The 20,102-nt window shown below is 68.4% G+C and carries 18 protein-coding genes; 10 read left to right on the forward strand and 8 right to left on the reverse strand.

Annotated features, from left to right (window positions below):
- The first annotated feature begins 180 nt into the window (after positions 1-180).
- Positions 181-486, forward strand: a complete 306-nt coding sequence (locus Q8L83_RS07515) for a hypothetical protein (RefSeq protein WP_370868369.1) — start codon at positions 181-183, stop codon at positions 484-486.
- A 70-nt stretch (positions 487-556) separates the two neighbouring features.
- Here Q8L83_RS07515 and Q8L83_RS07520 read toward each other — a convergent pair whose 3' ends face one another.
- Positions 557-1,351: a DUF72 domain-containing protein gene (locus Q8L83_RS07520; protein WP_305285700.1), complete on the reverse strand. Its 795-nt coding sequence runs from the start codon at positions 1,349-1,351 to the stop codon at positions 557-559.
- A gap of 14 nt (positions 1,352-1,365) precedes the next feature.
- A complete protein-coding gene (locus tag Q8L83_RS07525; protein WP_305285701.1) occupies positions 1,366-3,018 on the reverse strand; it encodes a M28 family peptidase in 1,653 nt (550 codons plus the stop codon).
- 219 nt (positions 3,019-3,237) lie between these two features.
- On the opposite strand from Q8L83_RS07525, the gene Q8L83_RS07530 reads away from it, so the two are divergent.
- From Q8L83_RS07530 to Q8L83_RS07540, 3 genes are read left to right on the forward strand one after another with little or no spacing between them, the layout of a single operon-like run.
- Positions 3,238-4,662 carry an efflux transporter outer membrane subunit gene (locus Q8L83_RS07530; RefSeq protein WP_305285702.1) on the forward strand — a complete coding sequence of 475 codons (1,425 nt, stop codon included), beginning with the start codon at positions 3,238-3,240 and terminating at the stop codon, positions 4,660-4,662.
- Positions 4,663-4,672: 10 nt separating this feature from the next.
- The gene (locus Q8L83_RS07535; protein WP_305285703.1) at positions 4,673-5,872 is read left to right on the forward strand and encodes an efflux RND transporter periplasmic adaptor subunit; all 1,200 of its coding nucleotides are present in this window, start codon (positions 4,673-4,675) and stop codon (positions 5,870-5,872) included.
- Entirely contained in the window at positions 5,869-8,985 is a 3,117-nt protein-coding gene (locus Q8L83_RS07540; protein WP_305285704.1) for an efflux RND transporter permease subunit, read from the forward strand. Before Q8L83_RS07535 ends, Q8L83_RS07540 begins: the two co-directional genes overlap by 4 nt.
- 17 nt (positions 8,986-9,002) lie before the next feature.
- Here the strand turns inward: Q8L83_RS07540 and Q8L83_RS07545 are convergent, their stop codons facing one another.
- Positions 9,003-9,983, reverse strand: a complete 981-nt coding sequence (locus Q8L83_RS07545; protein WP_305285705.1) for a threonine/serine dehydratase — start codon at positions 9,981-9,983, stop codon at positions 9,003-9,005.
- Entirely contained in the window at positions 9,980-10,399 is a 420-nt protein-coding gene (locus Q8L83_RS07550) for a VOC family protein (RefSeq protein ID WP_305285706.1), read from the reverse strand. The genes Q8L83_RS07545 and Q8L83_RS07550 overlap by 4 nt, the downstream gene beginning before the upstream one ends.
- Positions 10,400-10,502: 103 nt before the next feature.
- On the opposite strand from Q8L83_RS07550, the gene Q8L83_RS07555 reads away from it, so the two are divergent.
- The 3 genes from Q8L83_RS07555 (at position 10,503) to Q8L83_RS07565 (ending at position 13,402) form a co-directional block, all read left to right on the forward strand.
- Positions 10,503-11,102: an acyloxyacyl hydrolase gene (locus Q8L83_RS07555; RefSeq protein WP_305285707.1), complete on the forward strand. Its 600-nt coding sequence runs from the start codon at positions 10,503-10,505 to the stop codon at positions 11,100-11,102.
- A gap of 117 nt (positions 11,103-11,219) precedes the next feature.
- Positions 11,220-12,509, forward strand: coding sequence for an adenylosuccinate synthase (locus Q8L83_RS07560; protein ID WP_370868370.1), 1,290 nt, complete (start codon positions 11,220-11,222; stop codon positions 12,507-12,509).
- Positions 12,510-12,580: 71 nt separating this feature from the next.
- Entirely contained in the window at positions 12,581-13,402 is an 822-nt protein-coding gene (locus Q8L83_RS07565; protein WP_305285708.1) for a PleD family two-component system response regulator, read from the forward strand.
- 57 nt (positions 13,403-13,459) lie between these two features.
- Here Q8L83_RS07565 and rpoH read toward each other — a convergent pair whose 3' ends face one another.
- The 3 genes from rpoH to Q8L83_RS07580 all read right to left on the reverse strand — a co-directional run bounded on the left by rpoH (position 13,460) and on the right by Q8L83_RS07580 (position 15,900).
- On the reverse strand, positions 13,460-14,350 hold the full coding sequence (gene rpoH, locus Q8L83_RS07570) for an RNA polymerase sigma factor RpoH (protein WP_305285709.1): 891 nt from the start codon (positions 14,348-14,350) through the stop codon (positions 13,460-13,462).
- Between the two features lie 232 nt (positions 14,351-14,582).
- Positions 14,583-15,593: an RluA family pseudouridine synthase gene (locus tag Q8L83_RS07575; RefSeq protein WP_305285710.1), complete on the reverse strand. Its 1,011-nt coding sequence runs from the start codon at positions 15,591-15,593 to the stop codon at positions 14,583-14,585.
- Positions 15,583-15,900: a ferritin family protein gene (locus Q8L83_RS07580; RefSeq protein WP_300574521.1), complete on the reverse strand. Its 318-nt coding sequence runs from the start codon at positions 15,898-15,900 to the stop codon at positions 15,583-15,585. Before Q8L83_RS07580 ends, Q8L83_RS07575 begins: the two co-directional genes overlap by 11 nt.
- Before the next feature lie 73 nt (positions 15,901-15,973).
- Here Q8L83_RS07580 and Q8L83_RS07585 point away from each other — a divergent pair, with 73 nt between their 5' ends.
- Positions 15,974-17,656, forward strand: coding sequence for an alkaline phosphatase (locus Q8L83_RS07585; protein ID WP_305285711.1), 1,683 nt, complete (start codon positions 15,974-15,976; stop codon positions 17,654-17,656).
- A gap of 23 nt (positions 17,657-17,679) precedes the next feature.
- Here the strand turns inward: Q8L83_RS07585 and hisI are convergent, their stop codons facing one another.
- Positions 17,680-18,078 carry a phosphoribosyl-AMP cyclohydrolase gene (gene hisI / locus Q8L83_RS07590; RefSeq protein ID WP_305285712.1) on the reverse strand — a complete coding sequence of 133 codons (399 nt, stop codon included), beginning with the start codon at positions 18,076-18,078 and terminating at the stop codon, positions 17,680-17,682.
- An 83-nt stretch (positions 18,079-18,161) separates the two neighbouring features.
- Between hisI and Q8L83_RS07595 the strand changes: the two genes are divergently transcribed.
- Both Q8L83_RS07595 and Q8L83_RS07600 read left to right on the forward strand, forming a co-directional pair.
- Entirely contained in the window at positions 18,162-19,205 is a 1,044-nt protein-coding gene (locus tag Q8L83_RS07595) for a serine hydrolase domain-containing protein (RefSeq protein WP_305285713.1), read from the forward strand.
- Between the two features lie 13 nt (positions 19,206-19,218).
- On the forward strand, positions 19,219-20,100 hold the full coding sequence (locus Q8L83_RS07600; RefSeq protein ID WP_305285714.1) for a DUF817 domain-containing protein: 882 nt from the start codon (positions 19,219-19,221) through the stop codon (positions 20,098-20,100).
- The last annotated feature ends 2 nt before the right edge of the window (positions 20,101-20,102 follow it).

Below are 20,102 nucleotides of genomic sequence, written 5' to 3' on the forward strand. Positions count from 1 at the left end.
ATCAGCGCCGTCGTTCGCCCGCGGCCGCGCCTATATAGAGACGGGCAAGTGAAGGCGATGGCGTTTACCCAAAGAGATTATGGTTTATGTTTATTTACTATCGTTTTCTTGGATGGATTAGACAATTTTAACCTGAATCCCCGATGGTGCTCTCACTTCCGGTCTAGAAGGAGTGGGTAGGTGAAAAAGATCATCGCAATCGGTGGGGGCCTCTTCGTGAGCCTCGTTCTGGCGAACGCCTCTGTGGCGGCTTCGTTTGAAGAAAGCATGGCTCGTTGTCTGTCGAAGCACGCCAATACGCGTGAAGCGGCGACGGTCATGCTGGAATGCAGTGCTGACGGCGGCAAGCTGTCGGGCTGCAAGGTTCTGCAGGACAGCGCTGCCGGCAAGGGTTTCGACAAGGCCGCGCTCTGCGTCGCCGAAGTCCTGCCCATGGGCGCCAAGACGGGCCAGGTGAAGGTCCCGATGCGGTTCCCTGGCAGCTAAGCCAGACAGTTTCGTATTCTTACGATCTAACGCTCCCGCGTCCTGCGCGGGGGCGTTTTTTCTTTGACGGTCAGGCCTTCAGACGCGTCATCAGGGCCTGGGCGGCGGCGGGCGCGCGCACCTTTCCCTCACTGATGAAGAAGGCGAAGACCTCGCGGGCCTTGGTCTTAGGCGCAGCCTCCAGCATCGGCAGGTCGTCGGGCGCGTCTCCGGCGGCATAGACCTGTAGACGATCCGCCCACTGATCAAGCGCCTTGGGCTCGTAGCCCGTCTCGATGTCATCGGACCCGGCCATCAGCCTGGCGTAGACGAAGTCGGCCACCGGATCGGCGATCATCGGAAACTCGGCGTGCTCGGTCAGGCAGACCGCCACATTGCGCGCCCGGCACAGGGCCAGGAAGGCCGGGTCGGCGAAGCTTTCATGGCGGACCTCCACCGCATGGCGCAGGGGCAGGCCCGCCAGCTTGGATGGCAGCAGGTCCAGAAAGCCCTCGAAGTCTTCGGCGTCGAACCGCTTGGTGGCCATAAACTGCCAGAGAATTGGGCCCAGCCGGTCGCCCAGTTCAGCGATCCCCTGGTTCAGGAACTTGTCCACCGACTCGCCGGCCTCCTTCAGCACCTTGCGGTTGGTGCAGAAGCGCGAGGCCTTCAGGGTGAAGACGAAGCCCTCGGGCGTGGCGGCGGCCCACTTGGCGAAACTCTCGGGCTTCTGGCTGGAATAGTAGGTGGAGTTGATCTCGATGACCGGAAGGTGCGCGCTGGCATAGGCCAGTTCATCGGCCTGCCGCAGGCCCTGGGGGTAGAAGATGCCCCGCCAGGGCTCGAAGGTCCAGCCCCCGATTCCTGCACGCACCTGTCCGGTCATCGGTCGTCGTCCCTTTACTTGCGCGCCGCTGCGGTGGCGTCGCGGGCGGCCTTGAATTCCGAGCCCGCCTTCCATTCCGGCCAATCTCTGGAATTGGCCAGGTCGAGGCCGAGCTGGAACAGCATGTCGGCGTCCTGGGCCATGCCTTCAAGGTTCCAGTCGGGTCCGTATTCGTCTGCGGGCTGGTGGTACTGCTCGGCGGTGTAGTCCCGCGACCAGGCCTGGCCGGCCTCAAGTCCGCCCTCGACCAGATCCTGGCCCGAGCGGAACGAGATCGCAGGCACGCCGGCGCGCACGAAGGGGAAGTGGTCGGAGCGGAAGAAGCTTCCGGCTTCGGGACGGGGATCGGGCTTGAAGGTCCGCCCTTGCGCCTCGCCCTTGGCGATCAGCATGTCCTGCAGCTGCGAGGCCGCGTCGCCGGCCGCCGAGAAGTCCTTGGCCGGGCCGGCCGGAGACGGCGCGTCCAGGTTCAGCACGGCCACGGTGGTTTCGAGGGGATAGAGGGGATTGGCGGCGTAGTATTCCGATCCCAGCAGGCCCTTTTCCTCGGCGGTGACCAGCAGGAAGCCGACGCTGCGTTTCGGCGCCGGCCCTTGCGCGAAGGCCCGGGCGATCTCAATCACCGCGCCGATGCCCGCGGCGTTGTCCACCGCGCCGTTATAGATGGTGTCGCCTGAGGCGTCCGGCGCGCCGACGCCCAGATGATCCCAGTGGGACGTGTAGAGAATGCGCTCGTCGGGCCACTCGGAGCCGGGCTCTTCGGCGACCACGTTCTGGCTGATGATCTGGCGAGCATCGACCTCGAAGGCGGTGGAGAAGGAGACGCCCTCCAGCAGGCGCGGCTGGAAGTCTCGGGTCTGGGCCTCGGCCTTGAGGGCCTCGAAGTCCAACCCGGCCCGGGCCAGCAGATCGACGGCCACGTCGCGCTGGATCCAGCCCTCCACCGGCACATGGGCCTTGGCCGGCTCGGCGCGGATGATGTCGAAGATCTCGTTGGTGTTGGAGTTCTTGACCGTCGCCCAGCCATAGGAGGCCGGCTCGGACTCGTGGACGACCAGCAGGCCGAGTGCGCCCTGGCGGGCGGCTTCCTCGTACTTGTAGGTCCAGCGGCCATAATAGGTCATGGCCTTGCCGCCGAAGTCGCCTTCGCCGGCCTCATAGTCGGGATCGTTGACCAGGACCACGACGACCTTGCCCTTGACGTCCATGTCCTTGAAGTCGTCCCAGTCGCGCTCCGGCGCCACGACCCCATAGCCGGCGAAGACGATGGGCGCGTTGTCGATATCGACCCGATCGGCGCCGTTGGCTGCGGCGCGGATGGCGATCTCCTCGCCCTGACGCAGGGTGATCGCCGCGCCCGGCGCCAGGATGGTCGCCTCCACAGGGCCCTTGATCTCGAACCGGGCCAGCGGCACGTCCTGGGTCCAGAGGCGCTGGCCGTCCTTGATGTCGCCGGCGGGGCTGAGGCCCGCGGCCTTCAGCTGTTCGACCATATAGGCGATGGTCTTGGCCTCGGCCGGGGTGGCGGGCGCGCGGCCTTCAAAGGCGTCGGAGGCCAGGACCTCGACATGCTGGCCGATCCGTTCGCCGGAGATGGAGGGGGCCGCCAGGGCAGGGGCGGCGATCAGGGCCACTGAGGCGACCGCCGCAAATAGGAGCTTTTTCATTGAAACTCTGCGCAGGGTTGTCGTTTGGGGGCGAGCCTAACCGCGGCGCAGGCGCCACGCCACCGAGGATGTTACCTCTGTGACGGCGCGGCTTGAGGTTTGTATCGGCGCTGCAATTCCCGCGTCGCGAACCTGTGGTTTGGGAAGCGTCGCTGTTTAGGCGGCATTACCTCCTGGGGCGGTATGATGATTCCCGATTCGCGGCCTTGCAGGACTGCCATGCGTCTGACGTCTTCGCTCGCCCTGTCCGCTCTGCTCGCCCTGGGCGCCTGTGCGACCGCCCGGGATGCTGAGATCGATCTTCCCGAAGCCTATCCGACGGTGGATGCGGCGGCGGCCTCGGCCGAGGTGCTGGACGCCTGGTGGCTGTCCTTCAATGATCCTGAGCTCACCGCCCTGATCGATGAGGCCCTGGTGCGGAGCCCCGACGCCCAGAGCGCGGCGGCGCGGCTGCGCGAGGTCCGGCTGACCGCCGCCAGCGCGCTCACCAGCTTTCTGCCCCAGGGCCAGCTGACCGGCTCGGCCCGGCAGACCGAGACCGAGCAGATCGACGGTCAGGAGATCAGCGTGCCCGGGTTGTCCACCTCGGGAACCAGCGAAAGCTACCAGGGCGCCTTCAATGTCAGCTGGGAGCTGGACCTGTTCGGCCGCTTCTTCGCCGCCCGTCGTGCGGCCCAGGGTGACACGGCCGCCGCCCGCTTCGCCTATGAGGGCGCCCGCGCCAGCCTGGCGGCCAATGTGGCCGACGCCTATTTCCAGGCCCGCGGTCTGGCCATCCAGCTTGAGGACGCCCGCGAGAGCGCCCGGGTCCAGCAGTCGCTCTATGATGTCGCCCAGCAGCGGGTCGATATCGGCATCGCCGCCCGTTCCGACTCCGACCGCGTGGCCGGCGAACTCGCCCAGGCCCGCAGCCAGGTCGAGAGCCTGGAGGCCGAACTCCAGGCCCAGCAGCGGACGCTGCTCGTCCTGGTCGGCCGCGGGACGGCGCCCCTGGCCGGTGTCTCCACCCCGCCGCTGGCCGGCCTTCCGCCGCCGGTTCCCGCCGCGGTGCCCGGCGAACTCCTGGCCCGCCGCCCTGATGTGCGCGAGGCCGAGGCGCGGGTGCGCTCGGCGGCCGGTCGCCTGGCGGTGACGCAGCTCGCCTTCTTTCCGACCTTCACCCTGACGCCGGGCCTGGGCATCTCGCGGACGGTCCAGCCGGGCTATGAGGCGACCACTCAGAACTGGAGCATCGGGGCCAATGTGTCCCAGCCGGTGCTGAACATTCCCCAGCTCCTGCTCGACATGCGCGCCCAGGACGCCCGCACCGAACAGGCGGTGATCGCCTACGAAAAGGTGGTGCAGACCGCCTATGCCGAGGCTGAAAGCGCCCTGGTCCGACTGTCGGCCGACCGCCGCCGGGTGGACCTGCTGACCGACGGGGAAGCCCGCGCCCAGCGGGCCTACCAGTCCGCAAGGCTTGGCTACGATATCGGTCTTACCGACCTGCAGACCGCCCTGGGCGCCGAGCAGACCTGGCGCGCCACCCGCGCCCAGCTCACCGGCGCCCAGGTGCAGTCCCAGCGCCGGGCGGTTCAGGCCTTCAAGGCCCTCGGCGGCGGCTGGCCGTCGCAGGACCTTCCCCCCAACACCCAAGCCCGCTGAGGCGGATGGCATGATGCAGATCCAGACATCTCCGGCGACCCGCCGCACAGCCCCCGTCGCCCTGATCGTGATGATCGCGAGCGCGCTCGCCCTGGCCGCCTGCAGCGAGGACGCGCCCCGCGAAACGGCCGAGCAACAGGCCCGCGCCGTGACGGTCGTGCCGGTGTCCGCCGGATCGATCAGCGGCTCTGTCGCGGCCTCCGGCCCCCTGGTCCCGCGGGAAGAGGCCGCGGTCAGCGCCGAGATCGCCGGCTATCGCGTCGCCCGCGTGCTGGTCGAGCCGGGCGCCTATGTGCGCCAGGGCCAGGCCCTGGCGGTCCTCGACGGCGCGCTCCTCCAGTCGCAGCTGCAACAGCAGGAAGCCGCCCTGGCCCAGGCCGAGGTTCAGGCCCAGCAGGCCGAGAGCCAGGCCGCCCGCGTGCAAGGCCTCGAAGGCCAGGGCGTCCTGTCCAGCGAACAGATCGAACAGCGCCAGTTCCAGGCCCGCAGCGCCCGCGCCCAGGCCGAGGCCCAGGCTGCGGGGCTCGCAGATATCCGCGCCCGCCTGGCGAGGCTTTCGGTCACGGCCCCGGTGTCGGGGCTTGTGCTGCAACGGAATGTCCGGCCGGGCGATCAGTCTGGCGCTGGGACGACCCCCTGGTTCGTCATCGCCCGCGATGGCCTGATCGAGCTGCGGGCCGAAGTGTCCGAGGCCGACCTGGCCCGCATCCGCGAGGGCCAGTCGGTTCAGGTGGCCCTTCAGAATGGCCAGACGGTCCAGGGGACCGTGCGCCTGGTCAGCCCGCAGGTGAACAACACCAGCCAGCTGGGCGAGGTCTGGATCCGCCTGCCCAATCGCCCCGACATCCGCGCCGGCGGCTTCGCCAGCGCCGCCTTCGAGGGCGGCGGATCGTCGTCGCTGACCGTGCCCGAGACCGCCGTGCGTTATGACGGCGACGGCGCCAGCGTCATGGTGGTGGGCGAGGACAATCGCGTGAAGCGCGTCGCGGTCACCACCGGCGCCCGGGGCGGCGGGCAGGTCGAGCTCGTGCGCGGTCCGCCGGCCGGCGCCCTGGTGGTCGAGAGCGCGGGTTCCTTCCTGCTTGAGAACGACATTGTCCGGCCCGTCCGGGCCTCAGCCGGCGCCACTGCGCCGACGGCGAATTCGGCGACCCCGCGGGCCGCCCAACCGGCCGCCCAACCGGCCGCCAAGACCGAGCCGGCGAAATGAGCGCGGAGCACCCCACGGGCATCTCAACCTGGGCGATCCGCAACCCGGTTCCGGTCGTCGTCCTCTTCGTCGCCCTGACGCTGGCCGGAATGATTTCCTATGGAAATCTGCCGGTGAAGCTGTTCCCCAACGTGCAGTTCCCAGCCGTTTCCGTCACGGTCACCCAGAGCGGGGCCGCGCCGGGCGAGATGGAGACCCAGATCACCCGGCCGGTGGAGGACGCCCTGGCGGGCATCCCCAACGTCAAGAACATCCATTCGACCATCACCCAGGGCGCCTCGGTGACCATGGTCGAGTTCGAGCTTGGCGAAGACCTGCAAAAGGCCACGGACGACGTCCGCTCCCGGATCGATCAGACCCGAGCCTTGCTGCCGCGGGAGATCGACGAGCCGACGGTCCAGCGGATCGAGTTCGATTCTCAGCCGATCATGACCTATGCGGTCGCCTCCGACCGCATGTCGGATGTCGAGCTGTCCTGGTTTGTCGATGACACCGTTGGACGGGCTCTGCAGGCCAGCGAGGGCGTGGCCCAGGTCGCCCGGGTCGGCGGCGTGACTCGCGAGATCAACGTCGTCCTCGATCCCGACCGCCTGGCGGCTCGCGGCCTGACGGCGACCCAGGTCAACAACGCCCTGCGCAGCTTCGATCTCGATGCGCCGGGCGGCCGGGTCGCCATCGGCGGCCAGGAGCAGAACCTGCGGGTTCTGGGCGCCGTCAGCAGCGTCGAGGCCCTGCGCGACCTGACCATCCCCACAGGCCAGGGGGGCTATGTTCGCCTGTCGGACATCGCCGACGTCGGCGATGGCGCCTCCGAGCCCCGCGGCTTCGCCCGGCTGAACGGCCAGCCCGTGGTCGCCTTCATGGTCACCAAGACCCGCGACTCCAGCGACGTGGAGGTCGAGGACGGGGTGCTCGATGCTATGGCCGCGCTTGAGCAGCAGTATGAAGGCGTCAGCTTCACCAAGATCTTCTCGTCGGTGGACGAGACCCGCGCCAGCTTCCACGCCACCCAGAACGTCCTCCTGGAAGGCATGGGGCTCGCCGCCCTGGTGGTGTTCGTTTTCCTGCGCAACTGGCGCTCGACGGCCATCGCTGCGGTCGCCATGCCGCTGTCGCTGATCCCCACCTTCTTTGTGATGGATCTGCTGGGCTTTTCACTGAACGTCGTCACCCTGCTGGGCCTGACCCTGGTGATCGGCATCCTGGTCGATGACGCCATCGTCGAGGTGGAGAATATCGAGAAACGAATCATCGCCGGGATGCGGCCCTACCAAGCCGCGCTGGAAGGCGCCGACGCTATCGGCCTGGCCGTCGTGGCCACCACGGCGTCGATCGTGGTGGTGTTTACTCCGGTCTCGTTCATGGGCGGTATGGCCGGACAGTTTTTTACCGAGTTTGGCATCACCGTCTCTGTGGCTGTGATCTTTTCCCTGCTGGTGGCCCGTCTGCTCACTCCGCTCATGGCCGCCTATCTGCTCAAGCCGGCGGCCCACGCCCAGGAGCGCAAGCCTTTCACGGGCTTCTATCGCAACAGCCTGGACTGGGCCCTGGACCACCGGATCGTGGCCTGCATGGTCGGCGGCGCATTGTTCGCCGTGTCCCTGGCCCTGACCCTCCTGCTGCCCCAAGGGTTCCAGCCCGCCGGGGATCCCGACTACCTCTATGTGAATGTGCAGGGGCCGCCCGGCGCCACCGCCGAGCACATGGAAGGTGTGGTCCGCGGCATCACCGACACCTTCTCCGGGCGGCCTGAAGTGACCAATGTCTTCGCCCAGATCGGCTCGACCGTGGTCGCCCAGGGTCCCGGTGGTGGCGGCGGCGGCGGGAGCGACCTACGCAGCGGCACCGTCACGGTTCTGCTGAATGAGGGCCGCGACCTGTCCGGCGACGAAATCCGTCGTGAAATGCGTGAAGCGCTGCGGGAAATCCCCGACGCCCGGGTGACCTTCCTCGACGGCCAGGGCCAGGCCGGTATCCAGATTGTCTTGACCGGTGAGAACCCCGACGCCCTTCGCGAAGCCGCCCTCGAGCTTGAGCGGCAGATGCGGGGCGTGCCCGAGATCGCCGAACCCCGGCCGTCGGTGCCGCCCGTCGGGCCGGAGCTGATCATTCGCCCGCGGGCCGCCGAGGCGGCGCGGCTTGGCGTCAGCGCTGAACAGATCGCCTCCGTCGCCCGGGTGGCCACCGTCGGCGACATCGACGCCAATGTCGCCAAGATGACCATTGGCGAGCGGCGCCTGCCCATCCGTCTGCGGTTGCCTGCAGACGCCCGCACCGACCTGGAAGCTATCCGGGGCCTTCGCCTGCCGACCGCGACCGGGGGCGTGACCACCCTGGGCGCCGTGGCCGATGTGGAGTTCCAGGCCGGTCCGGCCCGCATCGAGCGTCTGAATCGCAAACGCCAGCTCACCGTCCAGGCCGAGCTCAACGGCGTGGAGCTCGGCGACGCCAACAAGAAGGTCCAGGCCCTGCCGATCATGAAGAACCTTCCCGAGGGGGTCGCGCCGGCGGCTACCGGCCAGCTGGAAGCGATGATGGAGCTGTTCGGCGCCATGGGGATTGCGGTCTTCGCCGGGGTCTCGATGATCTTCGCCGTGCTGATCCTGCTTTTCCGCAGCTTCTTCAAGCCCATCGTGATCCTGTCGGCCTTGCCGCTGGCCGTGGGCGGAGCCTTCCTGGGGCTGCTCGCCTTCGGGCTCTCGCTTTCGGTGCCGTCGCTGATCGGCTTCCTGATGCTGCTGGGCCTGGCGGCCAAGAACTCGATCCTGCTGGTCGAGTACACGATCGAGCGCGAGCGCGAGGGCATGCCCCAGCGCGAAGCTCTGATCGAGGCCTGCCGCGAGCGCGCCCGGCCCATCGTCATGACCACGGTGGCCATGGCGGCCGGCATGCTGCCCACGGCGCTCGCCCTCGAAAAGGGCGCCGAGTTCCGCCAGCCCATGGCCGTCGCCGTGATCGGCGGCCTGATCACCTCGACCATCCTGTCGCTGGTGCTGGTGCCGGTGGTCTATGAGATCGTCGACGACTTCGAGCGCTGGCTGGCGCCCAAGCTCGGCCGCCTGATCACGCCCCGGGAGGCGCCCGGCGCAGCCGTGCCGGAGGATCGCCTGTAGGCGCAGATCTGACGTCGTCAGATCTCGCCGCGGATGACCTGGGCGAACTGCTCGGGATCGACATTGCCGCCGGACAGGACCAGCGCGATGCTCGTCTTGCCGGCGACGTCGATCTTGCCCGCCAGCAGGGCCGCCAGGGCTGCGACGCCGCCAGGCTCGACCACCAGCTTCAGGGTCGAGAAGGCGTAGCGCATGGCCTCGGTGATCTCGCGATCGCTGACCAGGGCCACATCGGCCACCGTCTGTTGCATGACCGGGAAGGTCAGCACGCCTGGCGCCGGCGATTCCAGAGAGTCGCACAGGGACCGGCCCGTGGGCTTGAAGGTCTGGCGCGCGCCGGCCTGCAGCGACTTCAGGGTGTCGTCGAAACCCTCGGGCTCGACGCCCACCATGGCGGTGTGCGAGCTCAAGGCCTTCACCGCCGTGGCCAGTCCGGCCAGCAGGCCGCCGCCGCTGATGGGCGCAGCCACCACGTCCAGGGTCGCGCCGGCCGCCCTGGCCTGGGCCACCAGCTCCAGCCCCACCGTGCCTTGGCCAGCCATGATGTGCGGGTCGTCGAAAGCCGGAACGACCACGGCTCCGCGCTCTTCGGCGATCTCGGCGGCGATGGCTTCGCGGCTGTCGGTCAGCCGGTCGTAGAACCGCACCTCGGCGCCATAGACCCTGGTGGCGGCGACCTTCACCGCCGGCGCATCCTTGGGCATGACGATCAGGGCGGGAATCCCCAGCAGCCGGGCGGCCAGGGCGACACCCTGCGCATGGTTGCCCGACGAGAAGGCCACCACGCCGCGGGCGCGCTCGTCGGCGTCCAGCTGAACGAGGCGGTTATAGGCGCCGCGAAACTTGAAGGCGCCGACTCGCTGCAGGGTCTCGGCCTTGAGCAGGACGCGCAGACCCATCTTCTCGTTCAGGGCCGGGCTTTCGATCAGCGGCGTCTCAATGGCCAGGCCGCGGATGCGGTCGGCGGCCGCCTCGATATCGGCGAGGGTCAGGCTCATTTTGCGAACACCATGTCGTCGTTGGCGAAGGCCTTGAACTCCAGGGCGTTGCCGGATGGGTCAAGGAAGAACAGGGTGGCCTGCTCGCCGGGCTGGCCCTTGAAGCGGACCTGCGGGGCGATGATGAAGTCCGTGCCCGCCGCCTGCAGCCGATCAGCCAGGTCCTGCCAGGCCTGTAGCGTCAGGATGACGCCGAAATGGCGGACCGGAACCTGCTCGCCATCGACCGCGCTGGTCTGGCGGTGACCCACCTCGTCCGGCGCCAGATGGGCGACGATCTGGTGGCCGTAGAAGTCGAAATCGATCCAGTCGGGGCTGGAGCGGCCCTCGGCGCAGCCCAGCAGATCGCCGTAAAAGGCGCGGGCCTCGGCCAGGTCGCGGACGGGGAAGGCGAGGTGAAAGCGGGGTCGGGTCATGGCCTTCTGCATAGCTTGCCATCTACCGACGCGCGACCGCTTTGACAGCCGCCCCGCCGTGCTTATCTGTGCGCGATCCATAGCGGTGGGTTTGGGACCAATCATGAAGCGCAATCTCGTTGCGGCGGCCAGCGCCGCCGTCTGTCTGGCTGGCTCGGGGGTGGCCCAGGCTGCCGATCTAATGGTCGGGGTCTATGCCCATGACGTGACCTTCATCGGCGAGGCGATCGGTTCGGGCGCCGCGGGCCGCGAGGACGGGATCGACCTGCATCTTGGCCTGCGCAGCGAGCCGATCGAAGCCCTCTGGGGGGATCCCCAGGCCCACGCCTTCGTCTCGATCAACAGCGAGAACACCAGCAACTTCATCGCCGCCGGCCTGTCCTGGCCCATCGGCGTCACAGACCGGCTCTATATCCGCCCGGGTCTGGGTTTGGCCTATACCGATGGCGAGGCGGGCCTGCCGCCAGTCAATGAGCCCGGCCTGACGCCTGATGAAGTGGCGCGCCGTCTCGAGCTCTACAACACCCGCATCGACTTCGGCTCTCAGGTCCTGTTCCAGCCCGAGCTGTCGCTGGGCTACGAATTCACCGAGCGGTTCGCCGCCGAACTGTCCTGGGTCCACATCTCCAACGCCCAGATTTTCCACCAGGGCAAGAACCAGGGCCTTGACGAAGCTGGCGTGCGGCTGATTTACAGCTTCTGACCTGCCCCGGCGCCGCATGAGCGCATCCGGCAGGTTCCACAATCGATCAAATCCTCTCGCCGAGCCCTGTCGAAGGGCGGGACGGATCCGCTCGGCAGGCGGAAGGATCGTATCTCAATGGCCAATGTGACGGTGATCGGCGCCCAGTGGGGCGACGAGGGCAAGGGCAAGGTCATCGACTGGCTGGCCAACCGCGCCGATGTGGTGGTGCGCTTCCAGGGCGGCAACAACGCCGGCCACACCATCGTTGTGGGGAACAAGACCTACAAGCTGTCGCTGCTGCCGTCGGGGGTCATCCAGGGCAAGCTGTCGATCATCGGCAACGGCGTGGTGGTCGATCCCTGGTCGCTGCTGGACGAGATCACCCGCGCCCAGGGCCAGGGCCTGGGCATCAGCCCCGAGAACCTGATCCTGGCGGAGAACGCCACCCTGGTCCTGCCCCTGCACCGCGACCTGGACGGGGCCCGCGAGGCCCGCGCCGGGGCCGGAAAGATCGGCACGACCGGTCGCGGCATCGGCCCGGCCTATGAGGACAAGGTCGGCCGCCGCGCCATCCGCTTCGCCGACCTGGCCGACCGTGAGGCCCTGGAGGTGAAGATCGAGCGCCTGCTGGCCCACCATGGCGCCCTGCGCAAAGGCCTGGGTCTTCCCGAGGCTCGCGCCGACGAAATTCTCGCCCAGCTCGAAGAGTTGGCGCCGCGCATCCTGCCCTATGTGAAGCCGGCCTGGCGGATCCTCGGAGACGCCATCAAGGCGGGCCAGCGGGTCCTGTTCGAAGGCGCCCAGGCGACCCTGCTGGATGTCGATCACGGCACCTATCCCTACGTGACCTCGTCCAACACGGTGGCCGGCCAGGCCGCGGCGGGCGCCGGCGTGGGGCCGACGGCGGGGGGCTATGTGCTCGGCATCGTCAAGGCCTACACCACCCGGGTGGGCGAGGGGCCCTTCCCCACGGAGCTGAACGACGAGACCGGCCGCCTGCTGGGCGAGCGGGGCCATGAGTTCGGCACCGTCACCGGCCGGCCCCGCCGCTGCGGCTGGTTCGATGCGGTGCTGGTGCGCCAGTCCATCGCCGTCGGCGGCATCCAGGGCGCGGTCCTGACCAAGCTCGACATCCTTGACGGCTTCGAGACGCTCAAGGTCTGCGTCGGCTATCGCCTGCGGGGCGAAACCATCGACTACTTGCCCGCCGGCCTGCGGGACCAGGCCGCCATCGAGCCCATCTATGAGGAGATGGAGGGCTGGAGCGAGAGCACCCGCGGCGCCCGCTCCTGGAAGGACCTGCCGGCCAACGCGATCAAGTATGTGCGGCGGATCGAGGAGTTGATCGGCGCCCCGGCGGTGCTGCTCTCCACCAGCCCGGACCGGGACGACATCATCATGATGCTGGATCCTTTTCAGGGTTAAGCGACCCCGCGCCCGTAAGTGGTTCTTTACGGCCTCGTGGCACCTTCGCCCCATTCGCGGAGCGTGCCCAAGTGTTCAAGGACGACGGAAAACTGATCGAGCGCATGGCGCCGGCCCTGCAGAGGGTGCTCGTGATCGATCCGTCGCCGCCGGGCGGGCGCATGCTGGCTGATCTGATGCGCAGCCTGGTCCATTGCCAGGTCTGGATCGCGCCATCGGCCGGCAAGGCCATGGAGCTGCTGAAGGTGATCGATCCCCAGATCGTCTTCGTCGAGCATGCGGAACGGGGCGGCGTGGACGGCATCGAGTTCACCCGCAGGCTCCGCCGCAGCGAGGCGGCCTGCCGCCAGGCGCCGGTGGTCATGATCCTGGCCCAGCCGACGGCCGCCGCCGTCCTGGGCGCCCGGGACGCGGGCGTCCACGAATTCCTGCGCAAACCCTTCACCACCGGCGATCTGCTGAAGCGCCTGGAGGCGGTGACCCTGCGGCCCCGCGACTGGGTGGAGGCGGTGACCTATGTCGGCCCCGACCGCCGAAGGTTCAACTCCGGGGACTATACCGGCCCCCTCAAGCGTCGCTCGGACGTCCGCGCCACGCCGGAAAAGTCGCGGATCACCCAGGCCATCAAGATTCTGAAATCCGCCGCCAGCGCCCTGCAGAGCGATCCGGTCCAGGCCCTGCGCGCCATGAAGGCTCAGGGCGCGGACCTGCAGTCGGTGGCGGTGAAGACCGGCGACATGAAGCTGGCGGCCGCCTCGGCCGACTTCCAGCGCTATCTGGCCACCGTCGTCGATCCCAGGCGCCTCGACCCCGGGCAGGTGGCGTTCCACGTCGCAGCCTTGGCGGCCTTCATGCCGGCGGAGTCCGCCGCGGGCGCCAAGCGGGTCGCCTGAAACGAAAACGGCCGGCCCCCGGAAGGGCCGACCGTTGATGTCTCGAGGTCATGGGCTTCAGGCGTTGACCAGGTTCCGGTCTTCGGCCGCGGCCTGCATGGTCTTCTGAAGCTTCTCGAAGGCGCGAACCTCGATCTGGCGCACCCGCTCGCGGCTGACGCCGTATTGGCCGGCCAGTTCCTCGAGGGTCGTCGGATCGTCCTTCAGACGACGCTCGGTCAGGATGTGGCGCTCGCGATCGGTGAGCTCGGCCATCGCCTCTTCCAGCAGGCCCATGCGCAGGCCGCGCTCTTCCTTATCGGCGACGACGGACTCCTGGCTGGGGGCATTGTCGTCGGCCAGCCAGTCCTGCCATTCGCTCTCGGAGTCCGACCGCAGGGGGGCGTTCAGCGAGGCGTCCGGGCCCGACAGGCGCCGGTTCATGGAGATGACCTCCTCGTCCAGCACGCCCAGCTTGGTGGCGATCTGGTGAACCTGGTCGGGATGCATGTCGCCTTCTTCAAAGGCGCTGATCTGGCTCTTGGCCTTGCGAAGGTTGAAGAACAGCTTCTTCTGCGCCGCCGTGGTCCCCATCTTCACCAGCGACCAGGAGCGCAGGATGTATTCCTGGATCGAGGCGCGGATCCACCACATGGCGTAGGTGGCCAGGCGGAAGCCGCGGTCGGGATCGAACTTCTTGACCGCCTGCATCAGGCCGACATTGCCCTCGGAGATCACCTCGCCGATGGGCAGGCCATAGCCGCGATAGCCCATGGCGATCTTGGCCACGAGGCGCAGGTGGCTGGTGACGAGCTTGTGGGCGGCGTCCGAGTCCTCGTGCTCCTGCCAGCGCTTGGCGAGCATGAACTCGTCGTCCTTGGCCAGCATCGGAAACTTGCGGATCTCGCTCAGATACCGGCTCAGGCCGCCATCTGGCGACATGACGGAAAGCGTGTTCGCTGTGGCCATGATTATCCCCTTTCCCTGCGGACCTTAGGGACCGTCGCGCAGACGCGCGCGGGTCAGTCCGCCCCTCGACCCTGCAGATAGGTATTGGGTTCTCGGAGCGGAAGACCGCCGGGGAGGGCGATCCGTCGGGTCCACCGTGCGGACTGAATGTCCCACTTGTGTACTGGGGAATTATTACCCCCTGATCAGGGCGCAAGCAAGGCGATCATGCCCGCAGGCCTCGGGGAAAAACTCAGAGCGCCGACAGCAAATCTTCAAGTCTGGCCATGTCGGCCGGCAGGGCGCTTTCGAAGCGCAGGGGCTCGCCGGTGATCGGATGGATGAAGCCGAGGACGGCCGCATGCAGGGCCTGGCGGGCGAGGCCGGCCTCGATCATCGCCGCGCGCACAGGGCCGGCGGGGCTGCCCGATCCATAGATGGGATCGCCCAGGCAGGGCGCGCCCTTGGAGGCCATGTGCACCCGGATCTGGTGGGTGCGTCCGGTCTCCAGCCGGCACCGCACCCGGGCCGCCGTCGGGCGGTCAGAGGGGCCGAACAGCGCGGTGACCTCGTAGTGGGTGATGGCCTCGCGCCCGCCGGTGCGCAGCACGGCCATCTTCTTGCGGTCGTGGGCCGAGCGGCCTAGGCGGGATTCTATCGTGCCCTTGCGGGGCTTCGGCGCGCCGCGGGTCAGGGCCACATAGGCCCGGTCGATGTCGTGCGCGGCGAACAGGGCCGAGAGGCCCTGGTGGGCGGCGTCGGTCTTGGCGCAGACCATGACGCCGGAGGTGTCCTTGTCGAGCCGGTGGACGATGCCCGGCCGGGCCACGCCGCCAATCCCTGAGAGACTGGCGCCGCAGTGGTGCAGCAGCGCGTTGACCACCGTTCCGTCCGGGGTTCCCGGCGCCGGGTGGACCGCCATGCCGGCGGCCTTGTCGATGATGATCAGGTGGCTGTCTTCGAACAGCACGGTGAGCGGCAGGTCCTGGGCGGCCGGCTCGGCGGAGATCACCGCCGGCACCAGAATCTCATAGGCCCCGGCCAGGGCCTTGGCGGACCCGTCGCGCACCGGCGCGCCCTCGCGGCTGACCGCGCCCTCGGCCAGCAGCGCCTGGATGCGGGCCCGCGAAAGGTCCGGAACCAGGGCCGCCAGGGTCTTGTCCAGCCGCCCGCCGGCCGCCTCGGGGGCGACCTGCACGATCAGCAGGTCGCCGTCCTCGTCCTCGTCGGCCGCAGGCGTGTCGGCGGCAGGGTCAGAGACCATGCTTGCCGGCCGCGCCCTCTTCCTGGCCGGTGATGGAGCCGTCCTTGAACAGGTATTCCCGCAGCTGGCCGTCGAACTGCTCGTCATTGCGGCGGATCCATTCCAGGACCATCGCGGCGTGCTCCATTTCCTCCTTGGCGTTGTGCAGGAGGATCTTCTTGAGCTCCGGGTCGTCGCAATCGTCGGCCCGCTGACGGTACCAGTCCACCGCCTCGAGCTCTTCCATCAGCGAGGAGATCGCGTAGTGGAGCTGGAGGGTCTTGGGGCTAAGTTTCTCACGGGGGACGTGAAGGGTCTCGCTGGCCATGGCATCATGCTCCTGTCGCAGAAACGCCTTCTATTACACGCTCAGAACGCCTGCGCGAGTTGGGGACCATAGAATGAAGATCGATCGACGCCGGGCCTTGGCCCTTCTGGGAATCGGCGCCGCGGCGCCGCTCGCCGTCCATGCGCAAGGCGCCTATGCCGGGGCTGTCGCCTTCGAGCACGGCGTGGGATCGGGCGATCCGCTGGCCGACGCCGTGGTGCTCTGGACCCGGATCACGCCCAAGGAAGAGGGCGCGGGCCAGATCGCCTATGCCTGGCGGCTGAACCCCATCGACCGCCGCGCCGGGGGCGCCAAGTCGGGTCAGGGCTTCACCGGCCCCGACCGGGACTTCACCGTGAAGGTCGATGTCACCGGCCTCGACGCCGGGCGGGCCTACACCTTCGAATTCGAGGCCAATGGAGTCACCTCGCCCATGGGCCGCACCCGCACCCTGCCGGTGGGCGAGACCCGGGAACTGGTCTTCGCCGTCGCCTCATGCGCCCTCTATCCCTACGGCTATTTCAACGCCTACCAGGCCATCGCCGACCTGCCGCAGCTCGATGCGGTGATCCATCTCGGGGACTATATCTACGAGTATGGCGGCGACGGCTCCTACGGGATGAACTCGCCGGTGGCCGGCGAGCGCCGGCATGTTCCGGACCGGGAGATCGTCAGCCTCGCCGACTATCGTCAGCGCCATGCCCAGTACAAGGCCGATCCCCAGCTCCAGGCCGCCCACGCCCGAGCGCCCTGGATCGTCTCCTGGGATGACCACGAGACGGCCAACAACAGCTGGATGGGCGGCGCCGAGAACCACAGCCCCGAGACCGAGGGCGACTGGAACACCCGCAAGGCCAATGCGCTGAAGGCCTATTTCGAATGGATGCCGATCCGCGACCCGGCGCCCGGCGGCAGCTTCGAGGCCATGAACCGCAGCTTCCAGTTCGGGGACCTGGCCAGCCTGATCATGCTGGAATCCCGGCTGACCGCCCGAGACGACCAGCTCGACTATGCCCGCGACATGGAGGTCGTGAACGGCCAGCCCGATGTCGAGGGCTTCCGCACCAAGATCAACGATCCCGCCCGCAAGATGATGAGCGAGGCGCAGGAGGCCTGGCTGGCGGATGAGCTGGCCGCCTCGGTCAAGAGCGGCCGCACCTGGCAGATCCTGGGCAACCAGGTGGTCATGGCGCGGATGGACGTCCCCAGCCCCGGCAAGGTGCTGGGCGAAGAGGCCGTGGCCGCCGCCATCGCCGCCCAGCCGGAGGACATCGCCCGCCGCATCGAGCAGATGGAGCGTCTGGCGGCCATGGGCCTGCCCTACGGCCTGGACATGTGGGACGGTTACGCCGCCGCCCGCGAGCGGTTGTACGACGCCGTGGAAGCCGCGCAGGCCCGGGCCATCGTCATCTCCGGCGACAGCCACGCCTTCTGGGTCAACGAGCTTTATGACGACGGGGACGTTCTGCGCGGCGTCGAGTTCGGGGCCACGGGCATCACCAGCCCCGGCGCGGGCGACACGGTCAAAAGCCTGCCGGTGGGCGACCTCTACATGAAGGGGGCCAAGGAGGTGATCTATAGCGATCACGACGCCAAGGGGTTCGTCCTCCTGACCCTGACCGCCGATGAGGTCCGCGGCGATCTGATGACCGTCTCGTCGATCTTCTCGAAGGACTATGAGACTGCGGTGCGCAAGGCCTTCAAGGTCACGCCGACGCAAGGCGGCGTCTCGCCGCTTCAGGCCATCGAGGGCTGAGGATCAGGTGCGGGCGGCCCGGCTCAGTCGGGTCGCTCGACCAGCTTGCCGTCCTCGACCACCCGGTAGAAGCACGAGCGGAAGCCGACGTGACAGGCGCCGCCGTCGCCCTGGGGCAGGACCTTGATCCAGACGCAGTCCTGATCGCAGTCCAGGCGGGTCTCGACCACCTGCTGCACCTGGCCGCTGGTCTCGCCCTTGAGCCAGAGTTCGTTGCGTGAGCGGCTGAAATAGTGGGCCTTGCCCGTCGACAGGGTCAGGGCCAGGGCCTGGGCGTTCATCCAGGCGAACATCAGCACCTCGCCGGTCTCGGCATGGGTGGCGACGGCGGCGATCAGGCCGTTGGTGTCGAAGCGCGGGGCGATAACGTCGCCGCGTTCCAAGGCGTGCTTGTCGGAAGCAGTGGGAAATTGGGCGGTCATGGGCAAACTATAGCCCTCCTCCTGACCCAAGGGGAGGTGTCCGGCGCAGCTTGCGTCCATTGTTAGGGGAGTCGATTTCGCCCATGAGCCTCAGCCGCCGCGCCCTCCTGTCCGCCGCCGCCCTCGCCCTGCCGGGGCAAGCCCTCGCCGCCTGGCCTTTCGGGATCGGGCGACGGGCCGCGCAAACGCCGGCGGATGGCCGCGCCAACTATGCCGGTCCGCCCCTTCGCCAGCAGTTCGGCGACTGGCAGTTCGACGAGATCCGCGCGGCGGTCTCCTCCCGCCTGCAGCCGGTGATCCGCGACAGCCTTGAGGATCGCTTCTTCGAGGATCTCGCCGCGTCCACGGGCGTGGAGACCGCGACCGCGGCCGTGGCCGAGCCGGGCGGGGCGGTCTGGACCCAGACCTGGACACGGACACCTGGCGCGCCGCCGGCCCGGTTCGCCTGGGGCGAACTGGTCCAGAGCTATAGGGCCACCGCGCTTCTCCAGATGGTCGAGGCCGGCGATCTGGCGCTGGACGCCACGATCGATCGCTGGGCGCCGGAGCTGCCCAATGCGCGCTGGATCACCCTCGAAGACGTGCTGGCCGGAACGAGCGGCCTGCCGGACGCCGACCTGAGCGCTGCGGCCGCCTTGCCGCCGGTGTTCGCGCCCGGGGCGATGTGGGGTGTGTCGCGCGCCAACCCGGCCCTGCTGTCGCAGATCATCGCGGCGATCGACCAGACGACCCTGGCGGAATCGTTAGGCCGCCGCATCGCCGGGCGGCGCGACCTCGGTGAGACCGAGTTTGAAGCCGAAGGCGTGTCGGCGTCAGCCCTCGACGTGGTCCGATACTGGCGCGACCTGATGGGCGACCGGCTGCACGGGGCTAAGATCACCGGGCGGCGGTTCTACCGGCTCTATCCGATGGGCGAGGGCGGGACGCACCACGGGTTGGGGGTCATGGCCACCGATCTGGCCGCCGCAGATGCGTGGGCGCAGGACACCTGGCTCGGCTATTCCAGCGCCAGCGGGATGGTGGCCTATTCGATGGCGACCCGCGCCACCGTGGCCGTGGCGCTGACGGGAGACGGCTCGCCCGAAGCCCTGGCCCGAGGGCTGCTGAGTCAGCTGCGGCGCATCTGAGCGCGAGCGGCGGGTGAACCTCAAGGACCAGATCAAGGCCAGGGTCCTGGCCTTCGACGCCTGGGCGCGGCCCTGGGCCGCGCGGTCGCCGTGGCGGGCCGGGGCCTATGAATTCCTGCTGTTTGGGCTGAAGCAGGCCTGGGCCTGCCTGTTCGCCGGGACCATGCTGGCGCTGCTGGTCGGCACTCATTTGCTGTGGCCCGACGAGGCGCCCCTGGCGCGCTACGACTTCCTGGTGATCGCCGCCATCGCCCTGCAAATCTTCCTGCTCGCCACCGGGCTGGAGCGTCCCCGAGAGGCCCTGGTCATCGCCATCTTCCACGTCGTCGGCACGGCCATGGAGCTGTTCAAGACCGCTCACGGCTCCTGGACCTATCCGGAGGCGAGCCTGCTGCGGATCGGCGACGTGCCCCTGTTCTCGGGCTTCATGTACGCCTGCGTCGGCAGCTACATGGCCCGGATCATCCGCCTGTTCGACATCCGGTTCGAAGCCTATCCGCCCCCCTGGGCGCCCTGGCTGCTGGCGGTGCTGGCCTATGCCAACTTCTTCACCCACCACTATGTGGTCGATATCCGCTGGGGCCTGTTCGCCTTCTCAGCGGTGATCTTTGGCCGGACCTGGTTCCAGTTTACACCGGACCTGACCGTCCGGCGCATGCCCATGCTGCTGGGCGCGGTGCTGGTCGCCTTCTTCATCTGGATCGCCGAGAACCTCGGCACCTACGCCTCGGCCTGGGTCTATCCTGACCAGCAGGCCGGCTGGACGCCGGTCTCCCTGGCCAAGATGGGGTCCTGGTACCTGCTGATGATGCTGAGCTTCGTTCTGGTCACCCTGGTCCACCCGCCGCGGCCGGCGGCGAAGACGGCGCGAAGCCCGAGCGCCATCCTCGCCTGAGG

The sequence above is a fragment of the Phenylobacterium sp. genome, from assembly GCF_030680185.1.
Taxonomy (GTDB): Bacteria; Pseudomonadota; Alphaproteobacteria; order Caulobacterales; family Caulobacteraceae; genus Phenylobacterium.

What these genes read in the sequence shown, in the direction of transcription:
- Q8L83_RS07560 (WP_370868370.1), top strand. Translation starts at nt 11,220, where the DNA reads ATGGCCAATGTGACGGTGATCGGCGCCCAGTGGGGCGACGAGGGCAAG.
- rpoH (WP_305285709.1), bottom strand. Translation starts at nt 14,350, where the DNA reads ATGGCCACAGCGAACACGCTTTCCGTCATGTCGCCAGATGGCGGCCTG.
- Q8L83_RS07545 (WP_305285705.1), bottom strand. Translation starts at nt 9,983, where the DNA reads ATGAGCCTGACCCTCGCCGATATCGAGGCGGCCGCCGACCGCATCCGC.
- Q8L83_RS07520 (WP_305285700.1), bottom strand. Translation starts at nt 1,351, where the DNA reads ATGACCGGACAGGTGCGTGCAGGAATCGGGGGCTGGACCTTCGAGCCC.
- Q8L83_RS07555 (WP_305285707.1), top strand. Translation starts at nt 10,503, where the DNA reads ATGAAGCGCAATCTCGTTGCGGCGGCCAGCGCCGCCGTCTGTCTGGCT.
- Q8L83_RS07550 (WP_305285706.1), bottom strand. Translation starts at nt 10,399, where the DNA reads ATGACCCGACCCCGCTTTCACCTCGCCTTCCCCGTCCGCGACCTGGCC.
- Q8L83_RS07580 (WP_300574521.1), bottom strand. Translation starts at nt 15,900, where the DNA reads ATGGCCAGCGAGACCCTTCACGTCCCCCGTGAGAAACTTAGCCCCAAG.
- Q8L83_RS07540 (WP_305285704.1), top strand. Translation starts at nt 5,869, where the DNA reads ATGAGCGCGGAGCACCCCACGGGCATCTCAACCTGGGCGATCCGCAAC.
- Q8L83_RS07585 (WP_305285711.1), top strand. Translation starts at nt 15,974, where the DNA reads ATGAAGATCGATCGACGCCGGGCCTTGGCCCTTCTGGGAATCGGCGCC.
- Q8L83_RS07525 (WP_305285701.1), bottom strand. Translation starts at nt 3,018, where the DNA reads ATGAAAAAGCTCCTATTTGCGGCGGTCGCCTCAGTGGCCCTGATCGCC.
- Q8L83_RS07575 (WP_305285710.1), bottom strand. Translation starts at nt 15,593, where the DNA reads ATGGTCTCTGACCCTGCCGCCGACACGCCTGCGGCCGACGAGGACGAG.
- hisI (WP_305285712.1), bottom strand. Translation starts at nt 18,078, where the DNA reads ATGACCGCCCAATTTCCCACTGCTTCCGACAAGCACGCCTTGGAACGC.
- Q8L83_RS07530 (WP_305285702.1), top strand. Translation starts at nt 3,238, where the DNA reads ATGCGTCTGACGTCTTCGCTCGCCCTGTCCGCTCTGCTCGCCCTGGGC.
- Q8L83_RS07595 (WP_305285713.1), top strand. Translation starts at nt 18,162, where the DNA reads ATGAGCCTCAGCCGCCGCGCCCTCCTGTCCGCCGCCGCCCTCGCCCTG.
- Q8L83_RS07535 (WP_305285703.1), top strand. Translation starts at nt 4,673, where the DNA reads ATGATGCAGATCCAGACATCTCCGGCGACCCGCCGCACAGCCCCCGTC.